The organism is Bacillus sp. FS02 (assembly GCF_024398395.1).
In the GTDB taxonomy this organism is placed as follows: domain Bacteria; phylum Bacillota; class Bacilli; order Bacillales; family Bacillaceae; genus Bacillus; species Bacillus altitudinis.
Map to the genome: position 1 here is coordinate 965,016 of NZ_CP074101.1, position 19,785 is coordinate 984,800.

Sequence of the window (19,785 nt, forward strand, 5' to 3'; positions counted from 1 at the left end):
ACCCCCGGCTTTTACTGCCTCTCTGATCAATATGTTGATTATACCATGAGCATCTGTGCGGCTCTTTCTCAAAAAGGATGATTTTTTCTCATCCTTTTGACTGAGAAAAAGCCATCATGCATGACATGATGGCTTTGTGATGTTTTATTTAGCTGTTTCTTCCACAATGTCATAGACGACTTTCATGACTTCTTCTGATAAGTGTTTCAGCTTTTCTTCGCTGTCTGTTAACGATGTGCCTTTGACTGCAATATAAAATTTGACTTTAGGCTCCGTACCAGAAGGTCGTAAACAAAACCATGAGCCATCTTCAAGGAAATATTTCAGGACGTTTGATGCCGGCAGATGAATCGTTTCTTCTTTCTTTTCAGCCACAAGGTGCCTTTGACTTGATTGATAATCCTCAATGACCGTAATGCGCTGACCAGCGATAGAAGTTGGTGGGTTTGATCTAAAGGTATGAAGAATAGCAGAAATCTGCTCCGCTCCTACTTTCCCCTTTAAGGTTAATGACTTTAAGCCTTCTCTGTAAAATCCAAATTCCTTAAAAATATCAACAAGCGCATCATATAATGACTTGCCTTGTTTCTTATAAAAGGCTGCGACTTCAACTGCTAATAACGCCGCTTGAACTGCATCTTTATCTCGTGCAAAATCACCGATCAAATAGCCGTAGCTTTCTTCATAGCCGAATTGAAACGTGTATTCTCCGCTTTCCTCAAACTGCTTGATTTTTTCCCCTATAAATTTAAAGCCAGTGAGCGTATCAATCGTGTCAGCTCCAAATGCTGAGGCAACAGCGCGCCCAAGCTCACTTGTCACAATCGTTTTCATCACAACGGGGCGAGGCGGTAGCTGACCTAGTTTTTGTTTTTCAGATAATAAATAATGAAGTAGTAAGGCGCCTGTTTGGTTGCCGGTCAAAACGGTAAATTCTCCATCATGATTTTTCACAGCAATACCCAATCGATCTGCATCTGGATCTGTCGCAATCAACATATCAGCATTTTGCTTTTCGCCAAGCTTGATGGCATATTCAAAAGCGGCATGCTCCTCTGGATTTGGAGACGTAACCGTCGAGAATTGCGGATCTGGTTTTTCCTGTTCAGGTACAACCGTCACATGCTTATAACCAAAGGCCTGAAGTCCGTTTCGGACAGGTTTATTCGCCGTCCCGTGAAGCGGGGTAAACACCACTTTGACATCGACTTCTTTTGCAAGCTCAGGGTGCACACGAATGGTTTTTAATTTTTCCATATACGCTTGATCGATTTCTTCACCAATCATGCGGATCAAACCATTTTGCTTCAATACTTCTTCTGATTCCACTGAAATGGCTAATTCATTTTCGATGGCATCTACTTCTTTAATGACTTGATCTGCTTCAAATGGGGGCATTTGGCCTCCATCTTCTCCATAAACTTTATAGCCATTATATTCTGGCGGATTGTGACTTGCTGTCACAACAATCCCTGCAAAGGCATTCAGTTCTCGAACTGCAAAAGAGAGTTCTGGTGTCGGACGCAGTTCGTCAAATACGTATGTTTGAATGCCATGTGAAGCAAGTGTTTTGGCCGCTTCCATCGCAAATTCAGGAGATTTATGGCGTGAATCATAGGCAATGGCGACGCCTCTTTTTTTTGCATCCTCTCCATGTGCTGCAATATACGCAGCAAGACCAGCAGATGCTTTTCGAACAGTGTAAACATTCATTCGGTTCGTTCCAGCACCAATTTCTCCGCGCATTCCTCCAGTACCAAACTCAAGATTTTTGTAGAAGCAGTCTTCAAGCGCTTGATGATCATCTTGATGTGCCTCCAGCCATTCCCTTAGTTCAGTATCCAGGTGCTTCTCATTGATCCAACGCTCATAATTCGTATTCCAACTCATGGTCGTCCTCCCAGCTCTTATCATCAATAAAATAACATCTACTGTTATTTTATATGGAATTATCCTTCATGTCATGTTATATCATGAACATATGAAAAAACGATGAACAAAATAAAAAAAGCCGATACACGATCGGCTTTTTACTTATTCAGCATCAAGCGGTACGACTGCTTCATGGAATAGTCGGTCTAATTCAGTTTGATGTTTCTGTTTTGTCGCTTCATCCCAGCCAAAACGATCTGCCATATAGTCAACAACAGGCTGTGCATACGTTTTTGCCCAATTGATATTAAATAATAGGCTGCCTGTTCTTCTCAAGAAGAAATCGACAGGTGTTACAGCCAATTCTTCTTCGATCGCATAGACAAGTTCAGCCAACACATATGCGGGAATGTTTCGTTTGTCTGCTTCCCCTTGAAGCTGCTCTACACGCTTGAAGACATTGCTGACGTTTGAGCCATATTTCTCAGCTAATTTTTGTGCAATCGGTTCTGTCAAACCAACGGATGCTCCTTCTGCCGTTTTCGCTTGAACAAAGGATGCCATATTTTTCGAACCGCCTACATGCCCACCTGAAATTGGCATATGTTTCGTTTTACATGGTCCGAAATCTTTTCCAGTTTCCTCTTTCAGTCCATCACGTACAAGATTCACAATGTGTTCAGCCATTTTACGGTAACCTGTTAATTTACCGCCGGCAATCGTGATTAAGCCTGAAGATGATGTCCATACCTCATCTTTACGAGAAATTTCTGAAGGATCTTTTCCTTCTTCATGAATGAGTGGACGAAGACCAGCCCAGTTAGATTCAACGTCTTTCTCTGTAATGTTAAGATCTGGGAACATATATTGAATGGCTTTGATCACGTAATCACGATCTGCTTTTGTCATACGCGGATGTTCCAGCTGTTTTTTGTAAACGGTATCTGTTGTTCCCACGTATGTTTTTCCTTCTCTTGGAATCGCAAAGACCATTCGTTTATCAGGTGTGTCAAAGTAGATTGCTTGTTTTAATGGGAAAACAGATTGATCAAATACTAAGTGAATTCCTTTTGTATGCTGTAAATGTTTCCCCTCTTTTGAGTGGTCCTTGTCTCTTAGCTGATCGACCCATGGACCAGTCGCATTGACGATTTTTTTCGCATATACATCGTATGTTTTCTGTGTTGTGACATCTTCAATGACAACACCGACAACTTTGCCTTTATCATAAATAAATTCTTTTACTTTCGCATAGTTGACCGCTTCTGCCCCGAATTTCACAGCCTCTTTCATGACTTCAATTGTCAGACGTGCATCATCTGTACGGTATTCAACATAGTAGCCCCCGCCTTTTAAGCCATCCTTTTTCACAAGTGGTTCTTTTGCAAGTGTCTCTTTTGCACTTAGCATACTTCTGCGTTCACTATGCTTAACGCCAGCTAAAAAGTCATATACTCTAAGTCCGATTGAAGTTGAAAACTTACCGAATGTCCCGCCTTTATGCATCGGAAGAAGCATCCATTCTGGCGTTGTCACATGAGGACCGTTTTCGTATACGATGGCACGCTCTTTACCGACCTCTGCGACCATTTTCACTTCAAATTGTTTTAAATAACGAAGTCCACCGTGCACTAGTTTCGTTGAGCGGCTAGACGTACCTGCTGCGAAATCCTGCATTTCCGCAAGACCGACACGCATTCCGCGTGAAGCCGCATCAAGTGCCGTACCTGCGCCTGTAATACCCCCACCAATGATAAACACATCATATGGTTTTTTTGTCATGTCCTGAAGCATTTGTTCTCTTTCTAAGCTAGAAAAAGTCATCTCTTGTTCCTCCCATGTTGTACGGTAAAGAAAAAGAGACCGCAAACACCCAAAGCGTATTTCTACACTTCGGTGCTTGCGGTCTCTCCAGTTCTCCAACCGTTCTATTAACTTACTTGAAGTATACCATACTTTTTGTTTATTTGAAAGCTTGAGCTGCTTTTACGGCCTTTTTCCACCCGCTGTATAACGAGTCACGGCTGTCTTCTTCCATTTTAGGTTCAAAGCGCTTGTCAAGGTTCCATTGTTTTGCAATGTCTGAACGGTCGTTCCAGAAGCCAACTGCTATTCCCGCAAGATAGGCCGCACCGAGTGCCGTCGTTTCATTAATTTCTGGACGTTCTACTGGTACATCGAGCAAATCACTTTGGAAGCCCATTAAGAAATCATTCTTTACAGCCCCGCCATCGACGCGCAATGTTTTAAGTGAGATGTTTGAATCTTTTTCCATCGCATCTAAAACATCTTTCGTTTGATAAGCAAGTGATTCTAACGTTGCACGAACAAAGTGCTCTTTAGAAGTACCGCGTGTTAAACCGAATACAGCGCCTCGGACATCACTATCCCAATATGGTGTGCCTAAACCAACGAATGCTGGTACGACATATACGCCGTCTGTTGACTCAACGCGCTCAGCATAAGCTTCACTGTCTTTTGAGTCTTTAAACATTCTAAGTCCATCACGCAGCCACTGGATCGCTGAGCCAGCAACGAAAATACTTCCTTCTAAAGCATATTCAACTTTGCCGTCAATGCCCCATGCAATCGTCGTTAACAATCCATGATCCGACTTAATTGCTTTTTCCCCTGTATTCATCAACATGAAACATCCTGTACCATATGTGTTCTTCGCCATTCCTTCTTCAAAGCAAGCCTGACCGAATAACGCAGACTGCTGATCTCCTGCCGCTCCTGCAATCGGAATATTTTTACCGAAGAAGTGATAGTCTGTTGTTTCACCATAAATGTGTGATGATGGTTTGACGTCTGGCAGCATGGAAGCTGGAACACCTAAGATATCAAGGAGTTCTTCATCCCATTTCAGATCGTAAATATTGAACATTAACGTTCTTGATGCATTTGAATAATCTGTCACGTGTGATTGACCGCCAGTCATTTTCCAAATGAGCCATGTATCAATTGTGCCAAACAGCAAGTCACCATTTTCTGCTTTCTCACGAGCACCTTCTACATTGTCTAAAATCCATTTCACTTTAGTACCTGAGAAATAAGCATCAATCAGAAGACCGGTTTTATTTCTAAACGTTTCATCGTGTCCTTGCGCTTTTAGCTCATCACATATACCCGATGTTTGTCGTGACTGCCAAACAATTGCATTGTAAACAGGTGCGCCTGTATGTTTATCCCAAACGACAGCTGTCTCACGCTGGTTCGTAATTCCGATACCGGCGATTTGATCTGCTTCAATTCCTGATTCGATTAAAGCAGTTGAAATAACTGATAGAACAGAGCTCCAAATTTCATTTGCATTGTGTTCTACCCAGCCTGGGTTCGGAAAATATTGATTGAATTCCTTCTGAGCTGTATGGGCAATTTTACCTTCTTGATCAAATAAGATCGCTCTTGAGCTTGTTGTCCCTTGATCTAATGCGAGAATATATTTTTCTTTTGCCATGGTGTTTTCCTCCCCTTACATACTTTCATTGACAGCATTTGTCTGGTTTTTCGTAGAAACATAGAGTCCTAACAATACCACAACTAAAATAACGCTTACAATCCAAAAGGCTGGTGTGACGTTCGCTTTAAAGGCTGCATTATAGAAAACACCGCCAAATGCACCGCCCAAAATTGGACCAACAACAGGAACCCAAGCATATTTCCAATTTGATGGACCTTTACCTGGAATCGGCAGAATGGCATGTGCGATTCTTGGACCTAAATCACGTGCAGGGTTAATTGCGTAACCAGTTGTACCACCTAATGAAAGACCAATCGCAACAATTAAGAAACCAACAATCAACGGATTGACTCCGTCTGCAAATTTATTTGCACCAATCGCTAAAATTCCTACCACCAATACAAATGTACCAATGACTTCACTGAGCACGTTTGCAAAAGTATGCGGAATCGCAGGACCAGTTGAGAATACGCCTAGTTTTGCACCTGGATCGTCTGTCGCTTTCCAGTGCGGTAAGTAATGTAAGAAGACAATAATAGCTCCGAGTAATGCGCCAAGCATTTGACCGACAATATACATTGGAACATCAGCCCAAGGAAAACTTCCTTCTAATGCAAGACCTATTGTCAGCGCCGGGTTTAAATGTGCACCGCTAATTCCTCCAGTGGCATAAGCTGCAATCGCTACTGCAAATCCCCATCCGAAAGCGATTACAATCCAACCGGACTGATAAGCAAGCGATTTCTTTAAACTGACTGCCGCACACACACCGCCTCCAAAAATAATCAGAAGCATTGTACCAACGACTTCACCCCAAAATGGTGTCATGAAAAATTCCTCCTCTGGTTCAGTTGCCATCCCCTATAAATGTGTAGAAAAGATACAGAAAAAAAGATCCACAACAAACATACTTTACATCAGGGTCATTTGTCACCTAGTAAAGCGTCGTTGTGGATCTCCATTTCTCCATCACATGATATTAACTTAGTGCTATAGTATCAGAGGATGAAAACGTTGTCAATCAATTTTCACATTTTATCTTTTTCACTTTTGGAATGCTTTCCAAAGCTCTGTATTCGATGTGGTGACAGCTGTCGCCCCTGCTGCAAGCGCCCTTTCTACATCTTCTTTTGTTCGGATAAATCCTCCTGCAAATATTGGTATTCCAGCTCTTTCGCGCACTTCTGTAATTAAATCTGGCACGACACCCGGCAATACTTCAATAAAATCTGGACGATGTTTTCCGACAAACTCCATGCTTTTTTCCATCGCACTTGTATCAAGTAAAAACATTCGCTGGATGGCATATACCTTTTTCTGCTTGGCTTTCACTATGACAGAAGACCTAGTAGAAATAATGCCAGCTGGTTTCATTTCCTGACAAATAAATTCCGTTCCGTACTCATCATGTTTGATTCCGTGAATGAGATCGACATGGACAAACATTTTTTTATGATGCGCATTCGCCTCATTCATGATGCCCTTAAGCCGCCCTAAATGAACATCTAGTAAGACCCCATATGTAAATGGACTTTTTAAAAATTCCTCAAATTGCTTCATATTGCGAACAGCAGGTAGAATGGGTTGATCATGAAAACTCATATGCCGTCTCCTTCTCGTGTGTATTGGTTCTATCTTCTCCTTACAGTAATAGAATCACATGTTTTTTTCAATACACCTAGTGTGCCCATTGACCATTCAGCCTAGCAGATCGATCAAAACCTGATCCTTTCAGGGCATAGAAAAAAGCAGAGAAATCTCTCTGCTATAATTGTGCCATGCTTTCTTTTAAAGTATGAATAATGAATGAGGCGTCTTCATCAGTGATATTTAGCGGTGGTGCTAGCTGTGCCACGTTATTATAGCCAGCCACTGTATCCCCATTTTTCCCGATGATCAATCCCCGCTTTTTACATTCTACAATCAATTGACCGACTACACTTGGATCAGCTGGCTTTTTTGACGCCTGATCCTGCACAAGCTCAATCCCAAACAGCAGACCTTTTCCTCTCACATCACCGACAAATGGATGCTCTTTTAACTCTTGCAAACGTTCGAGCATGTCTTGGCCAAGCGTGCGTGACCGCTCCACTAATTGCTCGTTTTCCATGATCTCTAGGTTAGCAAGCGCAACCGCACAGGAAGCAGGGTGACCGCCAAATGTATTCACATGCCGTAGCCTGTCATACGTATCTTCTCCTGCATACGCTTCATAAATGTCTCGTTTTACGCACGTTGCAGATAGCGGTAAATATCCACTTGTGATCCCTTTTGCCATGGTGATGATATCTGGCTTCACTTCCTCATGCATAAATCCAAACCGCTTTCCTGTCCGGCCAAAGCCGCATATGACTTCATCCACAATGAGAAGCGCTCCATGGGCTTCACAGATATCTTTGACCTTCTTCAAATACCCTTTTGGCGGCATTAGGATACCTCCGCCCGTAATGATCGGCTCCATAATGACCCCAGCTATCGTCTCACTTAGTTCCCACGTCATGGCCTGATCTATTGCCGCAGCACTTGCCAAGCTCTCTTGATCTTCAGGATGCCGGTACATATCAGGCGGTGCGACATGGATAAATCCCTGCCCTAACGGTTCATATTTGTACTTACGCTGCGCTTGACCCGTTGCGGCTAGAGCTGCTGCTGTGTTGCCATGATACGATCGATATCGGGAAATAAATTTTGTGCGTGTACTCTCTCCCTTTTGCGCATGATATTGTTTGGCAATCTTAAATGCCGCTTCATTCGCTTCAGAACCACTGTTAGAAAAGAAGATCACATAGTCCCCGCCTAGCCATTCATTGAGCTTCTCAGCCAGCTGAATCGCTGGCACATGGCTTTGTGTCAGTGGGTAGTAAGGCATCGTATTTAATTGCTTATACGCCGCTTCTGCAAGCTCTTTACGTCCATATCCGGCATTTACACACCATAGTCCTGACATCCCGTCTAAATAGCGATTTCCATGAATATCTGTCACCCATGCGCCTTCTGCCTCATGAATCACCATACTTTCATTTTCTTTGTTTTTCCCTTTCATATGATGCCAAATGAACTGATCATCTTTCGCCTGAAGATCTTGTGCGTTATGTGTTTTCATCTTCCCACGCCCCCATGTATCCGTTTTCATCATAAAAGAAACTTAAACCGGTCCTGCATATGACCTCTCCATTCATTATATGGATAAAAGTGAGGCATATGAAACTGAAACAAGACCGCCCGTGTCGTTACTCTCATTATAAAAAAGGGGCCAGACACATTACATTAGACAGATCGTCAACTGATTGAAAAGAACCATGAGACACTCTACTTGATCCCTTAGCAAATCTAACATATACCATTAATGGCGATTCCCCTGTAAAAATTCATAAGCAAGGATCGCAAATTCAAGCGCTTGACGTTTTGGCGCTTGCATCATATCCTCACCAAGTAAAGCATGAAGCTTATCCAATCTGTGATAAAGCGTCTGCCTCACAATATAGAGCTGGCTTGCGGTTTCTTTTTTAGAACCGTTTGTCTGTAAAAAGATATTCAGCGTCTGATAGAGCCTGCCGCTATTTTGTTTATCATATAAAATCACCGGCTCTAAATACTCTTTCACCATGCATTCTAATAACCCGCTTTCTTTCATGACAGGCATCAACCGAAGCATATGTAAATCTTGATAAAATGGGCTTTTTATCCGTTGCGGCATCACTTTCTTTAAATGCAGCACTTCTTTCGCTGCTTGAAAACTTTTTCTCATGTACTGAAATTGCTCACAATATGAACCGATTCCATAATTGATGACTGCCTCGCCGGGCTTCTCACGGTCATATAATTGCGTGATGTCGTTTGCCGCTTTTTCTGCACGCTCTTTCCAGTCCTCAACTTTTCTTGTATTCAATAAAATAAATAAGGTTTGTCCTTGATGCTCGTACACAATCAAATAGAAACCAGCACGCTGAAAAATAGAACGGCAAGAGACAAGAAAATAAAGATTCCCTGCGATTTCTTCTATTTGGTGGTTTTTTTGAAAGAGCATCACCACACAGCCGGTCGGTTTTTTCAGTCCTTCTGTTTCCTCAAGGTGTTCTATGATTTCTCTTTCTGTATGCTCTTCATGAAACCATTTTTGCAGCCATTCATTCTCTTTTGTCTTCTTCAGCTCTTCTGTATACAGCTCTCTTAAAGTTTGCTGGGCAAGGGCATTCGCTCCTTTATCCATCACAAGCAGTTCAAATTCCGAGAGCGTGTTCGATTGATGAATGAGGACGAGGTCTGCAAAGGTTTGTTTGAGTGCAAGAACTTGTTTTTGCGTCACTTCATATCCTTTTGGTAATGAAGCATATTGCAAATAATTCATCACAAGCTCTTCTGTTTGTTTGGATGAATCACATAAAATAATCGGTTCACCTTGAACAGGGATCAACAAAAGAATCCCTCTCACGTGCTGATACACTTGATCCAAAATATCCATCTGCGGATGAGGAGTCAATAAAAGCTCATTCAACTTGGACGACAGTGTTTCTAAATCCGCCATCATCTGATACTGACGCTCAATCATCATCGTATGGAGATGCTGTGTAATATTGACGAACTTCACTTCTTTTGTAAACAGAATAAGCGGAAAATCACGTTCTTCTGCATAAATAATCAGTTCTTCCGGTACATCAAACCGGAGCGGTACAAATTCAATACACAAGCCGGCCGCACCTGAGTCAATCAACTGCCTTAAAAACGCCTGAAAGACTTCCAATTGATCATGGAAGCCTGCGGCCGTCGTTAAGATCAGCTCGCCTCCGTTTAACAAATCCTCTACAGCAGGCACTTCAAGTACATGTACCCATTTTACCTGCCGAAACAATCCCTTTTCCCCAGCTAACACTTTCGCATGCGTAAAATGCTTCGTTTTTAACACATCACTTACTTGAAAATGAACATCTACATTCATTCATAAGTCCCCTTTGTTTGCCGTCCCCTATCCCAGAGGGTGCATGGATAAAATCCATAATAAAACAGGTAAAGTCACAATACTTAAAATCGTACTAAGAAACGTCGTGCTTGAGACAAACTCAGGCTTCGTTCGAAATTGCACAGCCATCAACGTTGTATTCGCCGCTGTCGGCATCGCTGCAACTAAAATCATAATTTGTTTCACCAAATCATCAACAGGTAAAATAAGTGTAAAACCAAAGGCGATGAGTGGTGAGATAAACAGCTTCAGCAGCACCGCATAGGAAATATTGCGATAATCCACTTGTTTAAAAGAAATCACTGCGAGCTGCATACCTAAAATCAGCATAATCGTTGGTATCGCTGCATCCCCGACCAGCTGAACACCTGTCATAAGCTCTTTAGGTAATGAAAGGTCAATGAGCTGAAATAATAAACCAAGAAGAGCCCCGTAAGCAACCGGCATACGCAGCACTTTTTTTAGAACGACCTTCAAGTCTCCCGCGTCCTCTCCACCTTTTGCTGCATAATACATGCCGATTGTACTCATGACGAGCTGCTGAAGGACCATTAGCACAATCGCAATATCTAAACCAGCTGCTCCAAAAACAAGAAGGACAACAGGCGTGCCGTAATTTCCATTATTCATAAATGCTGATGACAAAATCATGGCACAATACGTTTCATTCGAATACCCGTAAATTCGAGATAAAATGAAGACACATAAAACAAGTGAAAGACAAAGCCCTACGACAAATATAGATAAGTACACATAGTCCATCGATACTTTATTTTGATAAAAGGTTTCAAACGCAAGAAATGGTGACATTAAATATAAAGACATTGATGAGAGCGTATGTATATCAAAACCAATTGTCTTCTGCCCAATATACCCTATAAGGAATATGCCGAACACTGGCATTAAGACAAGTAAAAACTCCATGCAGCACCTACTTTTCTCTAGATGAATTCCTATTTTTTACCCTCTTATCATACCACTGATCATCAATAAAAAAGAAGCACCCTTATGAAAGGTCGCTTCTCTCCTCATCCATATAAAACACTTCCCATAAATGACCATCACGATCCTGAAAGCTCCAGCCATACATGAAATCATGGTCTTGTTTTTCCTTAAACGGTGAACCACCAGCTGCGATCGCACGCTCTACAAGCTCATCAACCTCTTCCCTCGTCTCGACCTGTAAAGAGATAATGACCTCTGCGCCATTTCTGGCATCTACCAATTCCTTCTCTGAAATGGATTGGAAATGCTTAAGTGATAACAGCATGACTGTGATCGTCTCATTCATCACAAAACAAGCAGCATGTTCATTCGTCAGTTCTTGTTGAAAGTCAAAACCCAGCTGTTCAAAGAAAGCCTTTGACTCATTTACATGCTTAACCGGCAAATTGATATACAGATGTTTAGATTGTCGCCCCATATCCCTCTCCCTTTGTAAAACATCATTTCCATTCAGTATATTCGTCTTTTCATTTGACATCCCTTTGTCGCATGAAAAAATAAGCGGTAAGTCTCATTACCTTATTTTAACAAAAATGTATAATAAATCTCGTGCACAATACTAAATGAACTAGGAGGTTTTCTTAATGAAAACAATCGCAAAATCTTTGATGCTCTCCACCACTGTCCTTTTATTCGCTTCACCTATTACACAAACAGCTGATGCTGCATCTATTCAAACGAAGCAGGTGACAGCAGAAAGTGATTTTCAGCTTCCTTCAACAACAGACACCATTAAACAAAACATCGAACAATCTTTCCAAAAACAAGAAAAGTGGCTACAAAAATTAGAAGTGATTGCCGGACAAGAAAAACGTGAACAATTTGAGCAGTTTTTCAACCAGCATGTAGGACCTGATTTAAAAAATCTTTTAGAAGAGCCTGCTCTTACATGGAAACAAGTAGAAAAAACGATTTATCAATCTCTTGTCAAATCAGACGTTCCATTTTTAGCTGCCAAAAGCATTGCCCACTTTGCTACACTCGCATTAAAGAAAATGTAAACATAAAGAAAAGCGCCTCGCATAACTGCGGGGCGCTTGTTTTGATTATTTCTTATATTCAATATGGTACACGTCTCTTCTTCGGTCTTTCAGCTGACGAACCGTCCCATCTTGACGCTGCCTTCTTAATATTTCTAAGTCGACATCACCGACAACCACCATTTCAATATTCGGGTTGCATTCCCCTACAATGCCATCTCTTGCGAATTCAAAATCAGATGGTGCAAAGATGGCTGATTGTGCATATTGGACATCCATGTTTTCTGTTTGCGGAAGGTTTCCGACTGTTCCAGAAATGACCGTATATATCTGATTTTCAACCGCTCTCGCCTGCGCACAGTAACGCACTCGTAAATAGCCTTGACGGTCTTCTGTACAGAATGGAGTGAAAATAATTTTCGCTCCTTTGTCAGCTGCAATTCGAGCAAGCTCAGGGAATTCAATATCGTAGCAAATTTGGATCGCAATTTTACCGCAGTCCGTATCAAATACCCGGACTTGGTCACCAGCTGAAATCCCCCACCATTTTCTTTCATTCGGCGTGATATGCAGCTTATATTGCTTTTCAATCGTTCCATCACGTCTAAATAAATAGGCGATATTATAGATTTTCCCTTCCTCTTCAACGAAATGAGAACCACCAATGATATTAATGTTGTACTTGACCGAGAGATCTGTAAACAAATTGATGTAGTCCTCAGTATATTCTGTGATCCGCTGCACTGCTAGACTTGGTGATCTCTCTTCTAAATATGACATAAGCTGCGTTGTAAAGATTTCCGGGAAAACGGCAAAGTCAGCTGACGCATCTGATGCCACATCCACGTAATACTCCACTTGATTCATAAACTCTTCAAAGGAATGAATTTGCTTCATTGCATATTGAATGACACAAATACGTACTGGGAACGCCGATTTATAATATCTTTTCGATTGCGGGCGATAATCGACATTGTTCCATTCCATTAGCGTTGCGTACGTGCTGGAAGCTTTATCATCCGGCAAGTAATTCGGATTGATCCGCATCAGGCTAAATTCATTTAACAGCTGAAAAGATAGCACAGGATCATAAATTTGGTGCAGCATAACTTGCTCTACATATTGGCGAGGCGTCATTTCCTCTTGATATTTATGATAATTCGGGATACGTCCGCCAATAATGATGCTTTTTAAATTTAATCTTCTCGCTAAGTCTTTTCTTGCTTCGTATAAACGATGACCGATTTTCATCCGGCGGTACTCAGGACTGACCATTACTTCAATTCCGTACATATTCATCCCATCTGGATTATGGTTTGTGATATATCCATCATCTGTGATGTCCTGCCATGTGTGACGATCATCGTATTCATCAAAGTTAATTAATAAACTTGAACATGAGCCAATAATTTCTCCCTCGAATTCCGCACAGAACTGGCCTTCTGGGAAATGTTCAAGGTGGCTTTCAAGGTGCTCTTTTTTCCAAGGGTCCATGCCTGGAAAGCATACCTCTTGCAATGCAATGATTCGGTCGATATCTTCTTCTCTAATATTTCGAATCACCATTCTTTTTTCAAATCGCGTTAAATCTAGTTTTTCTGCCATGATGTATTGCCCCCTTACTGATCCTCTTTTTCAAGCTGATGGAATAGCTGGAGCAATTCGATTTCAGCCATGGATTCTAATCTCGCGTCATATTCTTCAAACTGCAGTGTGCTCGTCACTTTATTTGGCACGATGACACATTTCATACCCGCTCGTTTGGCAGCGATTGACCCATTCACAGAGTCTTCAAATGCCACGCAATCCTTTGGCTCAACGCCTAAGCATTGTGCGGTTTGCAAATAAAGTTCTGGGTGAGGCTTCACTTCTTCCACATCGTCTGACGTGCGGATACATTCAAAGTAATCGAAAAGTCCAATTTGTTTCAGGTGATCAGACACCCATTTATAATCTGAGCTGGAAGCAAGTCCAATCTTAATTCCAAGCTCCTTTGCCGCTTCTAAATAAGCTTCTACACCAGGTCTTGCTACTTCGTCCTTCATTCTCTTTTGAAAACGTGAACTCCGGTCCGCTGTGAGTGCCTCATGATCTAATGTCTTCCCTAACTGCTCTTCCAAATATTCAAAAGGCTTAAAACCTGCCTGCGTTCCAATCACATTTCCCCATACAGACAGAGGCAGCTCCGATTCATGCTCCGCAAACATTTCCTGCAGAACCTCATATTCATGTGTTTCTGTATCTAAAATTAATCCATCAAAATCAAATATAATCGCCTTTACCAAAGAGGCCACTCCTTTTTTCCGAAAGTCTGAAATATCTTCCATACTGCTATCATATCGTGAATAAAATTGACTTTCAAAGATGAATGTCTGCTAAAATGATTATGTATAAAAGGAGCCTGCATCGTTTTGTCAGGCTCCTGTCATGTTCGATTCTTTCTGCAAGAGATCCAAGCGCTCCGATTCGTGGAGAATAGACATTGTTGAAAAAGAGCGGAATTGGTATTACAGATCTTGAAGGTTTCTCCGTTCCCTTAAAAATAGTATGTGCGACGACCTTGTAAGTTAACAAGGAAGTTCACACCAACTTTTACGCATTTTGAAGGTGACGGCCTGCAAAATCATCTAAATCAAACGGGAAAGAAAAGCCGCACGCATTAACTTGTTCACGGTTGAGTTCAAATAACTCACGATCTCGTTTTGTGATATGTCGCTTCGGCTTTAAAATAATGGTATGTAATAGCTGAAGACCTGATAAGATACGAAAAGCATCATCCATTGTCCCGTTATACACACCATCAATGAATGTAAGCGGGGATTGTTTTTCCTGCTCTTCTCCATTGACAGAATGGGATAAAAGATCTTCAATTTCCTTTGATACTTCTTCAATTGCCTGCTCTTGAAGGTCTGTCGCAGCTTTCATTAATCTCACGTGGCATCTACCTCTCTGTCGTTATTACTCCATTCAGAATAGCACAGAAAAAAAGGCATTCGCTAAGGTAAGTGTTTCCTATATATACCCAAAGAGAGGACGAATATCATGATCATAAAAGGACACACGCTCTCCCTAAAAGTAGGTGAGCAGCAAAATGGCATTTCCTTAAGTCAATTTTTAAAAGACGAAGTGTCTGCCTCTAAACCGATTATCCATTTTTGGATGGAGCACCAAAAAGTCCGTCTCAATCAAAAACCTGCCCACCATGCTGCAAAAGTGAGTACAGGTGATCAGATTATCATTGATTTATTTGAGACGGAAGAAAGTGATGTGACGCCAGAATACGGTGAATTAGAGGTACTCTTTGAAGACGAGCATTTATTAGTTGTCCAAAAGCCTGCTGGAAGACCGACGCATCCAAATGAAAAAGGACAAACAGGTACGCTGGCGAATCTAGTCGCTTTCCATTTTCAAGCAAATGGAGAAGAAAAGCGGGTCAGACATATACATAGGCTGGATCAAGACACAAGTGGCACCGTCATTTTTGCCAAACACAGGTTGGCACATGCTGTACTCGATCAAATGCTTTCAAAAAAAGCAATTAACAGAACGTATCTTGCCATCGCACAAGGACTGTTTAAGAAAAAGAAAGGAACGATCCAAGCAGCCATTGGACGTGATAAACACCATGCTGTCAGAAGGAGGGTTTCTCCTACTGGTCAAAGCGCCAAGACTCATTATGAGGTCTTCCATCTCAATAAACGTTTACAGGTGACGGCCGTTAAGTTGCGATTAGAAACAGGCAGAACGCATCAAATTCGGGTCCATCTTAGCAGTCTCGGGCATCCTTTAGCTGGCGATACATTATATGGCGGGAAGCGTGACCTGATAAACAGATGCGCCCTTCATGCCAAACAAGTAGACATGAACCATCCATTCACAGGTGAAAAGCTGACGATAGAAGCACCGCTCCCACCTGATATGGCTGAATTAATGGACAATATGTAGAAAAAAGAGCCTGATCCAGGCTCTTTTGACGTTAGACAGATGCTCTTTTCGCATAAATAATGTACCGCTCTGGTGCGTTGCCGACAAAATGAAATGGATAGCATGTGGTTAACACAAGCTCTTCTTTTTTATTTTGTAAGGTAATAATGGATGTATCATGCTGATCCACAATTTTCGTATGCGTGATTTCATAAACAAACTCACCATACGGTACAGTGATTTTCAGCTGATCCCCAATATCCAGTTCACCAGTCCGGCGGAAGACCGTATCCCTGTGTCCCGACAAAACGATTTGTCCATTTTGATCAGGGTAATAACTGCCTTTATAATGACCGACGCCTTTGGCAAGGTCGTCCGCATCTGTCCCTTCAACAATCGGCAAATCGGCTTTTAATTTCGGAATGGTCAGGATGCCAGAGGCTTTCCCCATTTCAGGTGAAAATTTTTCCTTTGTCATCCCTTGATCAGTTTCTACGACCTTCTTTGCTTCCTCTAACGAATGTGCTGTTTGTAAGTGAGTAGAAGCGATTTGCCAGATTCCCCAGCCAAGCACCACAATTCCCGCTGACATGACAATCACTGCAAGCCATTTTTTCATGCGTTAACTCCTTTGTCTTTGCTGATGATTCTTTAGCTTGCTGCTGCCTTTTCTTCTTGTTTCGCTTGTTGAATTCGGCCCTCTTTTTGATACACAATAGAAGCTCCCTCGAAGCTCTTTACAAAAGCGACCGTTGCTTCTAAATCTTCTGGGCCTGTTTCCGGATTTTTCCCTAGCCGCCCAATCGGTGCATACTTACTTCCAGTGGCAGTCGCCATGAAGTTGTTCACTGTGAGTGTATACGTTTTATCGAAATCAACGGAAGAACCATCAGACAGTTTTAAGTCGACTACTTTATATGTTAACGGATCGTACGAATAAGAAAAGCCTGAAATGCTATAATCTGGTCCAAATTGAGGAGATATTTGAGCTTCAATGATATCAACTAAATCTTTCCCCTTGATGTCCAGCTTCACTAACACATTTCCAAATGGCTGAATATTAAAGAGGTCTCCCCAAGTAATCGGTCCTTTTTCGAGATTTTGTCTGATCCCGCCGCCATTCATCATGGCAAAGTCACTTTTCATTGAATATCTCATGCCATCCGCAATGAGGTTGCCAAGTGGTGTATCACCATCATTGGAATAGCCACCTTCCATCTTGACGCCAGCTTCTCCAACAACCTCACTAATAATCGGCTCCACTTCTTTTCCGTAATGGGCTAAAATGTCCGCTGCTTCCTGATCCTTTTCAATACCAGCCTGGTCTACATACTGGATGTTTGCACTCTTTTTGACAATATCCTTTGTTTTCCTGTCAAGTGTGACATTGACTTCTCCAATCGCCTTTCCATATTCAAAGGCTTGGACAATTAATTTTCCATTCACTTCTCCATTGACCACTTCGTGATTATGGCCAGCGAAAATGACATCAATTTCGTCATCACCTTCTTTGGCGAGCCTTGCGCTTTCTCCAGTAATGGTATCACCATTTTGAGAGGCGGTCATATGAGCCAGAACCGCTATCGCTTTAATCCCTTTTTGCTTTAATTCCTTCGCTGCTTCATTGACAGCTTTGACTTCATCAGTAAATTGAATGTCTTTAATTCCTTCTGGCATGACCATACCTGCCGCTGATGTTGTCACAACCCCGATAAAAGCTACAGGAATTCCTTCGACATCCATGATTTCATAGGCTGGTAAAAGTGGTTTGCCAGTATCCTTGTATTCACAGTTTGCACAAACAAGCGGGAAATTCTGCCCATCGTATCCTTTTGTGCCTTTCGGGTGATCTCCACCTTTTAAGATGCGCAATAGTTCATCCACACCTTCATCAAACTCATGGTTGCCAACTGTCCCAACATCAAAGCCGATGTTCTCCATTAGTTCAACGGTTGGTTCATCTTGTAAAAGAGAAGATATTGGCGAGCTTCCGCCTATCATATCTCCTGCATGAACTGTTATCGTATTTTTTTGCGCAGCCTGCTTTTGTTTCATATAAGCCGCCACATAATCCATCCGTCCATACGTTCCTTTACTGCCATCACCTTTTACCTCCAGCTCATATTGCTGATCAATTTTACCATGCAAATCATTCATGCTTAAAATGGTTAATGGGACTTCACTGGATGATTCTGACGCCTGATATCCAGCCTGCTCTGCTTCTTCTTTAGAAGCAAAAAAGATACGTTTATCCACATCGATCTCATTCCAGCTGTCAGGTGATACGTAGGTTTTTGCAGATGAATCACCAACATAACGTGTGAGCCCTTTTTTCTGCTCACGTGCTCTAAATTCAAACGGCTGTTCTAGCAGAGGATCTTCTTTATTCCAAATACCAAGCCCTTTTTCCTTGGCATCTTTCACTGCTTGCTGGAACATCTGATACTCTTTTTCATCTCCAACAGGCCAAATGAAATAAGTAGGGGCATATCCTTTTTTCACAAGCTCTAGGTTCGTATTCAGCCCTTTTTTGGTTTTGACTTGAGCTAAAAGACGTCCATATCCATCCTTTGCTTCCGGGCCAATCTTTAATGTGACTCGATCACCACTTGAAAGAAGGGTTTTTAAATAATCCGTCGCTTTTTGTCCAAAACGCAGCTGGTTTTGATCTAATTCATTTTTTGGCTTGTGGTAGGTTTCTGGTGTGTCCATATTCACGAAGCGTACCTTTGTTGTGCCGAGCACAGGCTTCTTCAAATGAATGGTATCTCCATCCACAACACGATCTACCGTTGCCTCATATTCTTTTTTGATTTTTGGCGGCTTTGGCTGGTGCTTCAGCAATTTGACATCGGTTTTGTGTCTTGGAAGTACTTGCAGCGTATCATATCTGCTTAAAACGCCAGTAAACTCATACCATTTTCCGGTCTTCACTTGTTCAATGGCACCCGTATCAACCATGACTCTAAGGACTGTGCTATGATATTTTTTATCGATGATGACCACATTGTATCCACCGCCAGCTGGCTGATCTGGCGCTTGTTCTACATAGCCTTTTATCTTCACTAATCTTCCTTCATATTTACCTGCCTGATCCGTTTCCAATTGTTTCACTGAAACTCTCTTTGGCGAAGGCAATGGTTGATTCACAGCATCAATCTTCAGATGGTCTTGATCTGGCACAATTTCAATGAGCCCTTTATAAGTCGTGATCTTGCCTGTCACCGTGACCTTCATGCCAGCTTTTAGTTCTGGGAAGTTTTTAGGCTGCGCAGAATAAATATTGAGACCAGCTGTTTTGTCTTGAATATATGTTGATAGTTTCCCATTCCCTATAGCGGATTGATCTGCTGTTACGATACCGCTCACCGTCACCGTTTCTCCTATCAGTTTGCGAGCTTTTTTTATGTTCATCGGCTTTGTTTGTTTCCACAAAGTGTCCTTCTTCTCAGAAACACTAAACGGCTCAGCTGTCATCATACTAGGCAGTAAAGATTGCAGGCTAAATATCACCAAAATCAAACAACAGACCATTCGAATGGATTGTATACGTTTCATTAGATTTCTCCCCTTTGAACTTCATC

Annotated in this window: 16 protein-coding genes; 2 read left to right on the top strand and 14 right to left on the bottom strand. The window is 41.9% G+C overall.

Annotation, left to right across the window (positions count from 1 at the left end; translation table 11 throughout):
• Positions 1 to 144: 144 nt before the first annotated feature.
• The 9 genes from KFQ09_RS04945 to KFQ09_RS04985 all read right to left on the bottom strand — a co-directional run bounded on the left by KFQ09_RS04945 (position 145) and on the right by KFQ09_RS04985 (position 11,715).
• On the bottom strand, positions 145 to 1,890 hold the full coding sequence (locus KFQ09_RS04945) for a phospho-sugar mutase (RefSeq protein WP_255836067.1): 1,746 nt from the start codon (positions 1,888 to 1,890) through the stop codon (positions 145 to 147).
• Between the two features lie 144 nt (positions 1,891 to 2,034).
• Positions 2,035 to 3,696: a glycerol-3-phosphate dehydrogenase gene (glpD, locus tag KFQ09_RS04950; protein WP_017360355.1), complete on the bottom strand. Its 1,662-nt coding sequence runs from the start codon at positions 3,694 to 3,696 to the stop codon at positions 2,035 to 2,037.
• Between the two features lie 139 nt (positions 3,697 to 3,835).
• Positions 3,836 to 5,332, bottom strand: coding sequence for a glycerol kinase GlpK (gene glpK, locus KFQ09_RS04955; protein ID WP_007497075.1), 1,497 nt, complete (start codon positions 5,330 to 5,332; stop codon positions 3,836 to 3,838).
• Positions 5,333 to 5,347: 15 nt separating this feature from the next.
• On the bottom strand, positions 5,348 to 6,163 hold the full coding sequence (locus KFQ09_RS04960; protein WP_008349011.1) for an MIP/aquaporin family protein: 816 nt from the start codon (positions 6,161 to 6,163) through the stop codon (positions 5,348 to 5,350).
• A 216-nt stretch (positions 6,164 to 6,379) separates the two neighbouring features.
• Positions 6,380 to 6,937 (bottom strand): glycerol-3-phosphate responsive antiterminator, encoded by a 558-nt coding sequence (locus tag KFQ09_RS04965; RefSeq protein WP_017360356.1) that lies wholly within the window; start codon positions 6,935 to 6,937, stop codon positions 6,380 to 6,382.
• 163 nt (positions 6,938 to 7,100) lie between these two features.
• Positions 7,101 to 8,438 carry an aspartate aminotransferase family protein gene (locus KFQ09_RS04970; RefSeq protein WP_255836068.1) on the bottom strand — a complete coding sequence of 446 codons (1,338 nt, stop codon included), beginning with the start codon at positions 8,436 to 8,438 and terminating at the stop codon, positions 7,101 to 7,103.
• Between the two features lie 240 nt (positions 8,439 to 8,678).
• Positions 8,679 to 10,271: a PucR family transcriptional regulator gene (locus KFQ09_RS04975; protein ID WP_236810341.1), complete on the bottom strand. Its 1,593-nt coding sequence runs from the start codon at positions 10,269 to 10,271 to the stop codon at positions 8,679 to 8,681.
• Positions 10,272 to 10,298: 27 nt separating this feature from the next.
• Complete coding sequence (locus KFQ09_RS04980) at positions 10,299 to 11,216, bottom strand: AEC family transporter (protein ID WP_007497064.1); 918 nt, start codon at positions 11,214 to 11,216, stop codon at positions 10,299 to 10,301.
• Positions 11,217 to 11,298: 82 nt separating this feature from the next.
• On the bottom strand, positions 11,299 to 11,715 hold the full coding sequence (locus tag KFQ09_RS04985) for a VOC family protein (protein ID WP_008349030.1): 417 nt from the start codon (positions 11,713 to 11,715) through the stop codon (positions 11,299 to 11,301).
• Positions 11,716 to 11,881: 166 nt separating this feature from the next.
• Between KFQ09_RS04985 and KFQ09_RS04990 the strand changes: the two genes are divergently transcribed.
• Positions 11,882 to 12,298: a hypothetical protein gene (locus tag KFQ09_RS04990; protein WP_025207006.1), complete on the top strand. Its 417-nt coding sequence runs from the start codon at positions 11,882 to 11,884 to the stop codon at positions 12,296 to 12,298.
• A 45-nt stretch (positions 12,299 to 12,343) separates the two neighbouring features.
• On the opposite strand, the gene KFQ09_RS04995 is transcribed toward KFQ09_RS04990, so the two are convergent.
• The 3 genes from KFQ09_RS04995 to KFQ09_RS05005 form a co-directional block, all read right to left on the bottom strand.
• Positions 12,344 to 13,882, bottom strand: coding sequence for a bifunctional GNAT family N-acetyltransferase/carbon-nitrogen hydrolase family protein (locus KFQ09_RS04995; RefSeq protein WP_007497061.1), 1,539 nt, complete (start codon positions 13,880 to 13,882; stop codon positions 12,344 to 12,346).
• 14 nt (positions 13,883 to 13,896) lie between these two features.
• Positions 13,897 to 14,562: an HAD family hydrolase gene (locus KFQ09_RS05000; protein ID WP_046527420.1), complete on the bottom strand. Its 666-nt coding sequence runs from the start codon at positions 14,560 to 14,562 to the stop codon at positions 13,897 to 13,899.
• A gap of 307 nt (positions 14,563 to 14,869) precedes the next feature.
• A complete protein-coding gene (locus tag KFQ09_RS05005) occupies positions 14,870 to 15,211 on the bottom strand; it encodes a DUF5365 family protein (RefSeq protein ID WP_035392580.1) in 342 nt (113 codons plus the stop codon).
• 108 nt (positions 15,212 to 15,319) lie between these two features.
• Between KFQ09_RS05005 and KFQ09_RS05010 the strand changes: the two genes are divergently transcribed.
• Positions 15,320 to 16,222 carry an RluA family pseudouridine synthase gene (locus KFQ09_RS05010; RefSeq protein ID WP_035392582.1) on the top strand — a complete coding sequence of 301 codons (903 nt, stop codon included), beginning with the start codon at positions 15,320 to 15,322 and terminating at the stop codon, positions 16,220 to 16,222.
• Positions 16,223 to 16,253: 31 nt separating this feature from the next.
• Here KFQ09_RS05010 and KFQ09_RS05015 read toward each other — a convergent pair whose 3' ends face one another.
• Both KFQ09_RS05015 and KFQ09_RS05020 read right to left on the bottom strand, forming a co-directional pair.
• Complete coding sequence (locus KFQ09_RS05015) at positions 16,254 to 16,820, bottom strand: class D sortase (protein ID WP_025207002.1); 567 nt, start codon at positions 16,818 to 16,820, stop codon at positions 16,254 to 16,256.
• Positions 16,821 to 16,852: 32 nt separating this feature from the next.
• Complete coding sequence (locus KFQ09_RS05020) at positions 16,853 to 19,759, bottom strand: 5'-nucleotidase C-terminal domain-containing protein (RefSeq protein ID WP_035392584.1); 2,907 nt, start codon at positions 19,757 to 19,759, stop codon at positions 16,853 to 16,855.
• Positions 19,760 to 19,785 lie beyond the last annotated feature (26 nt).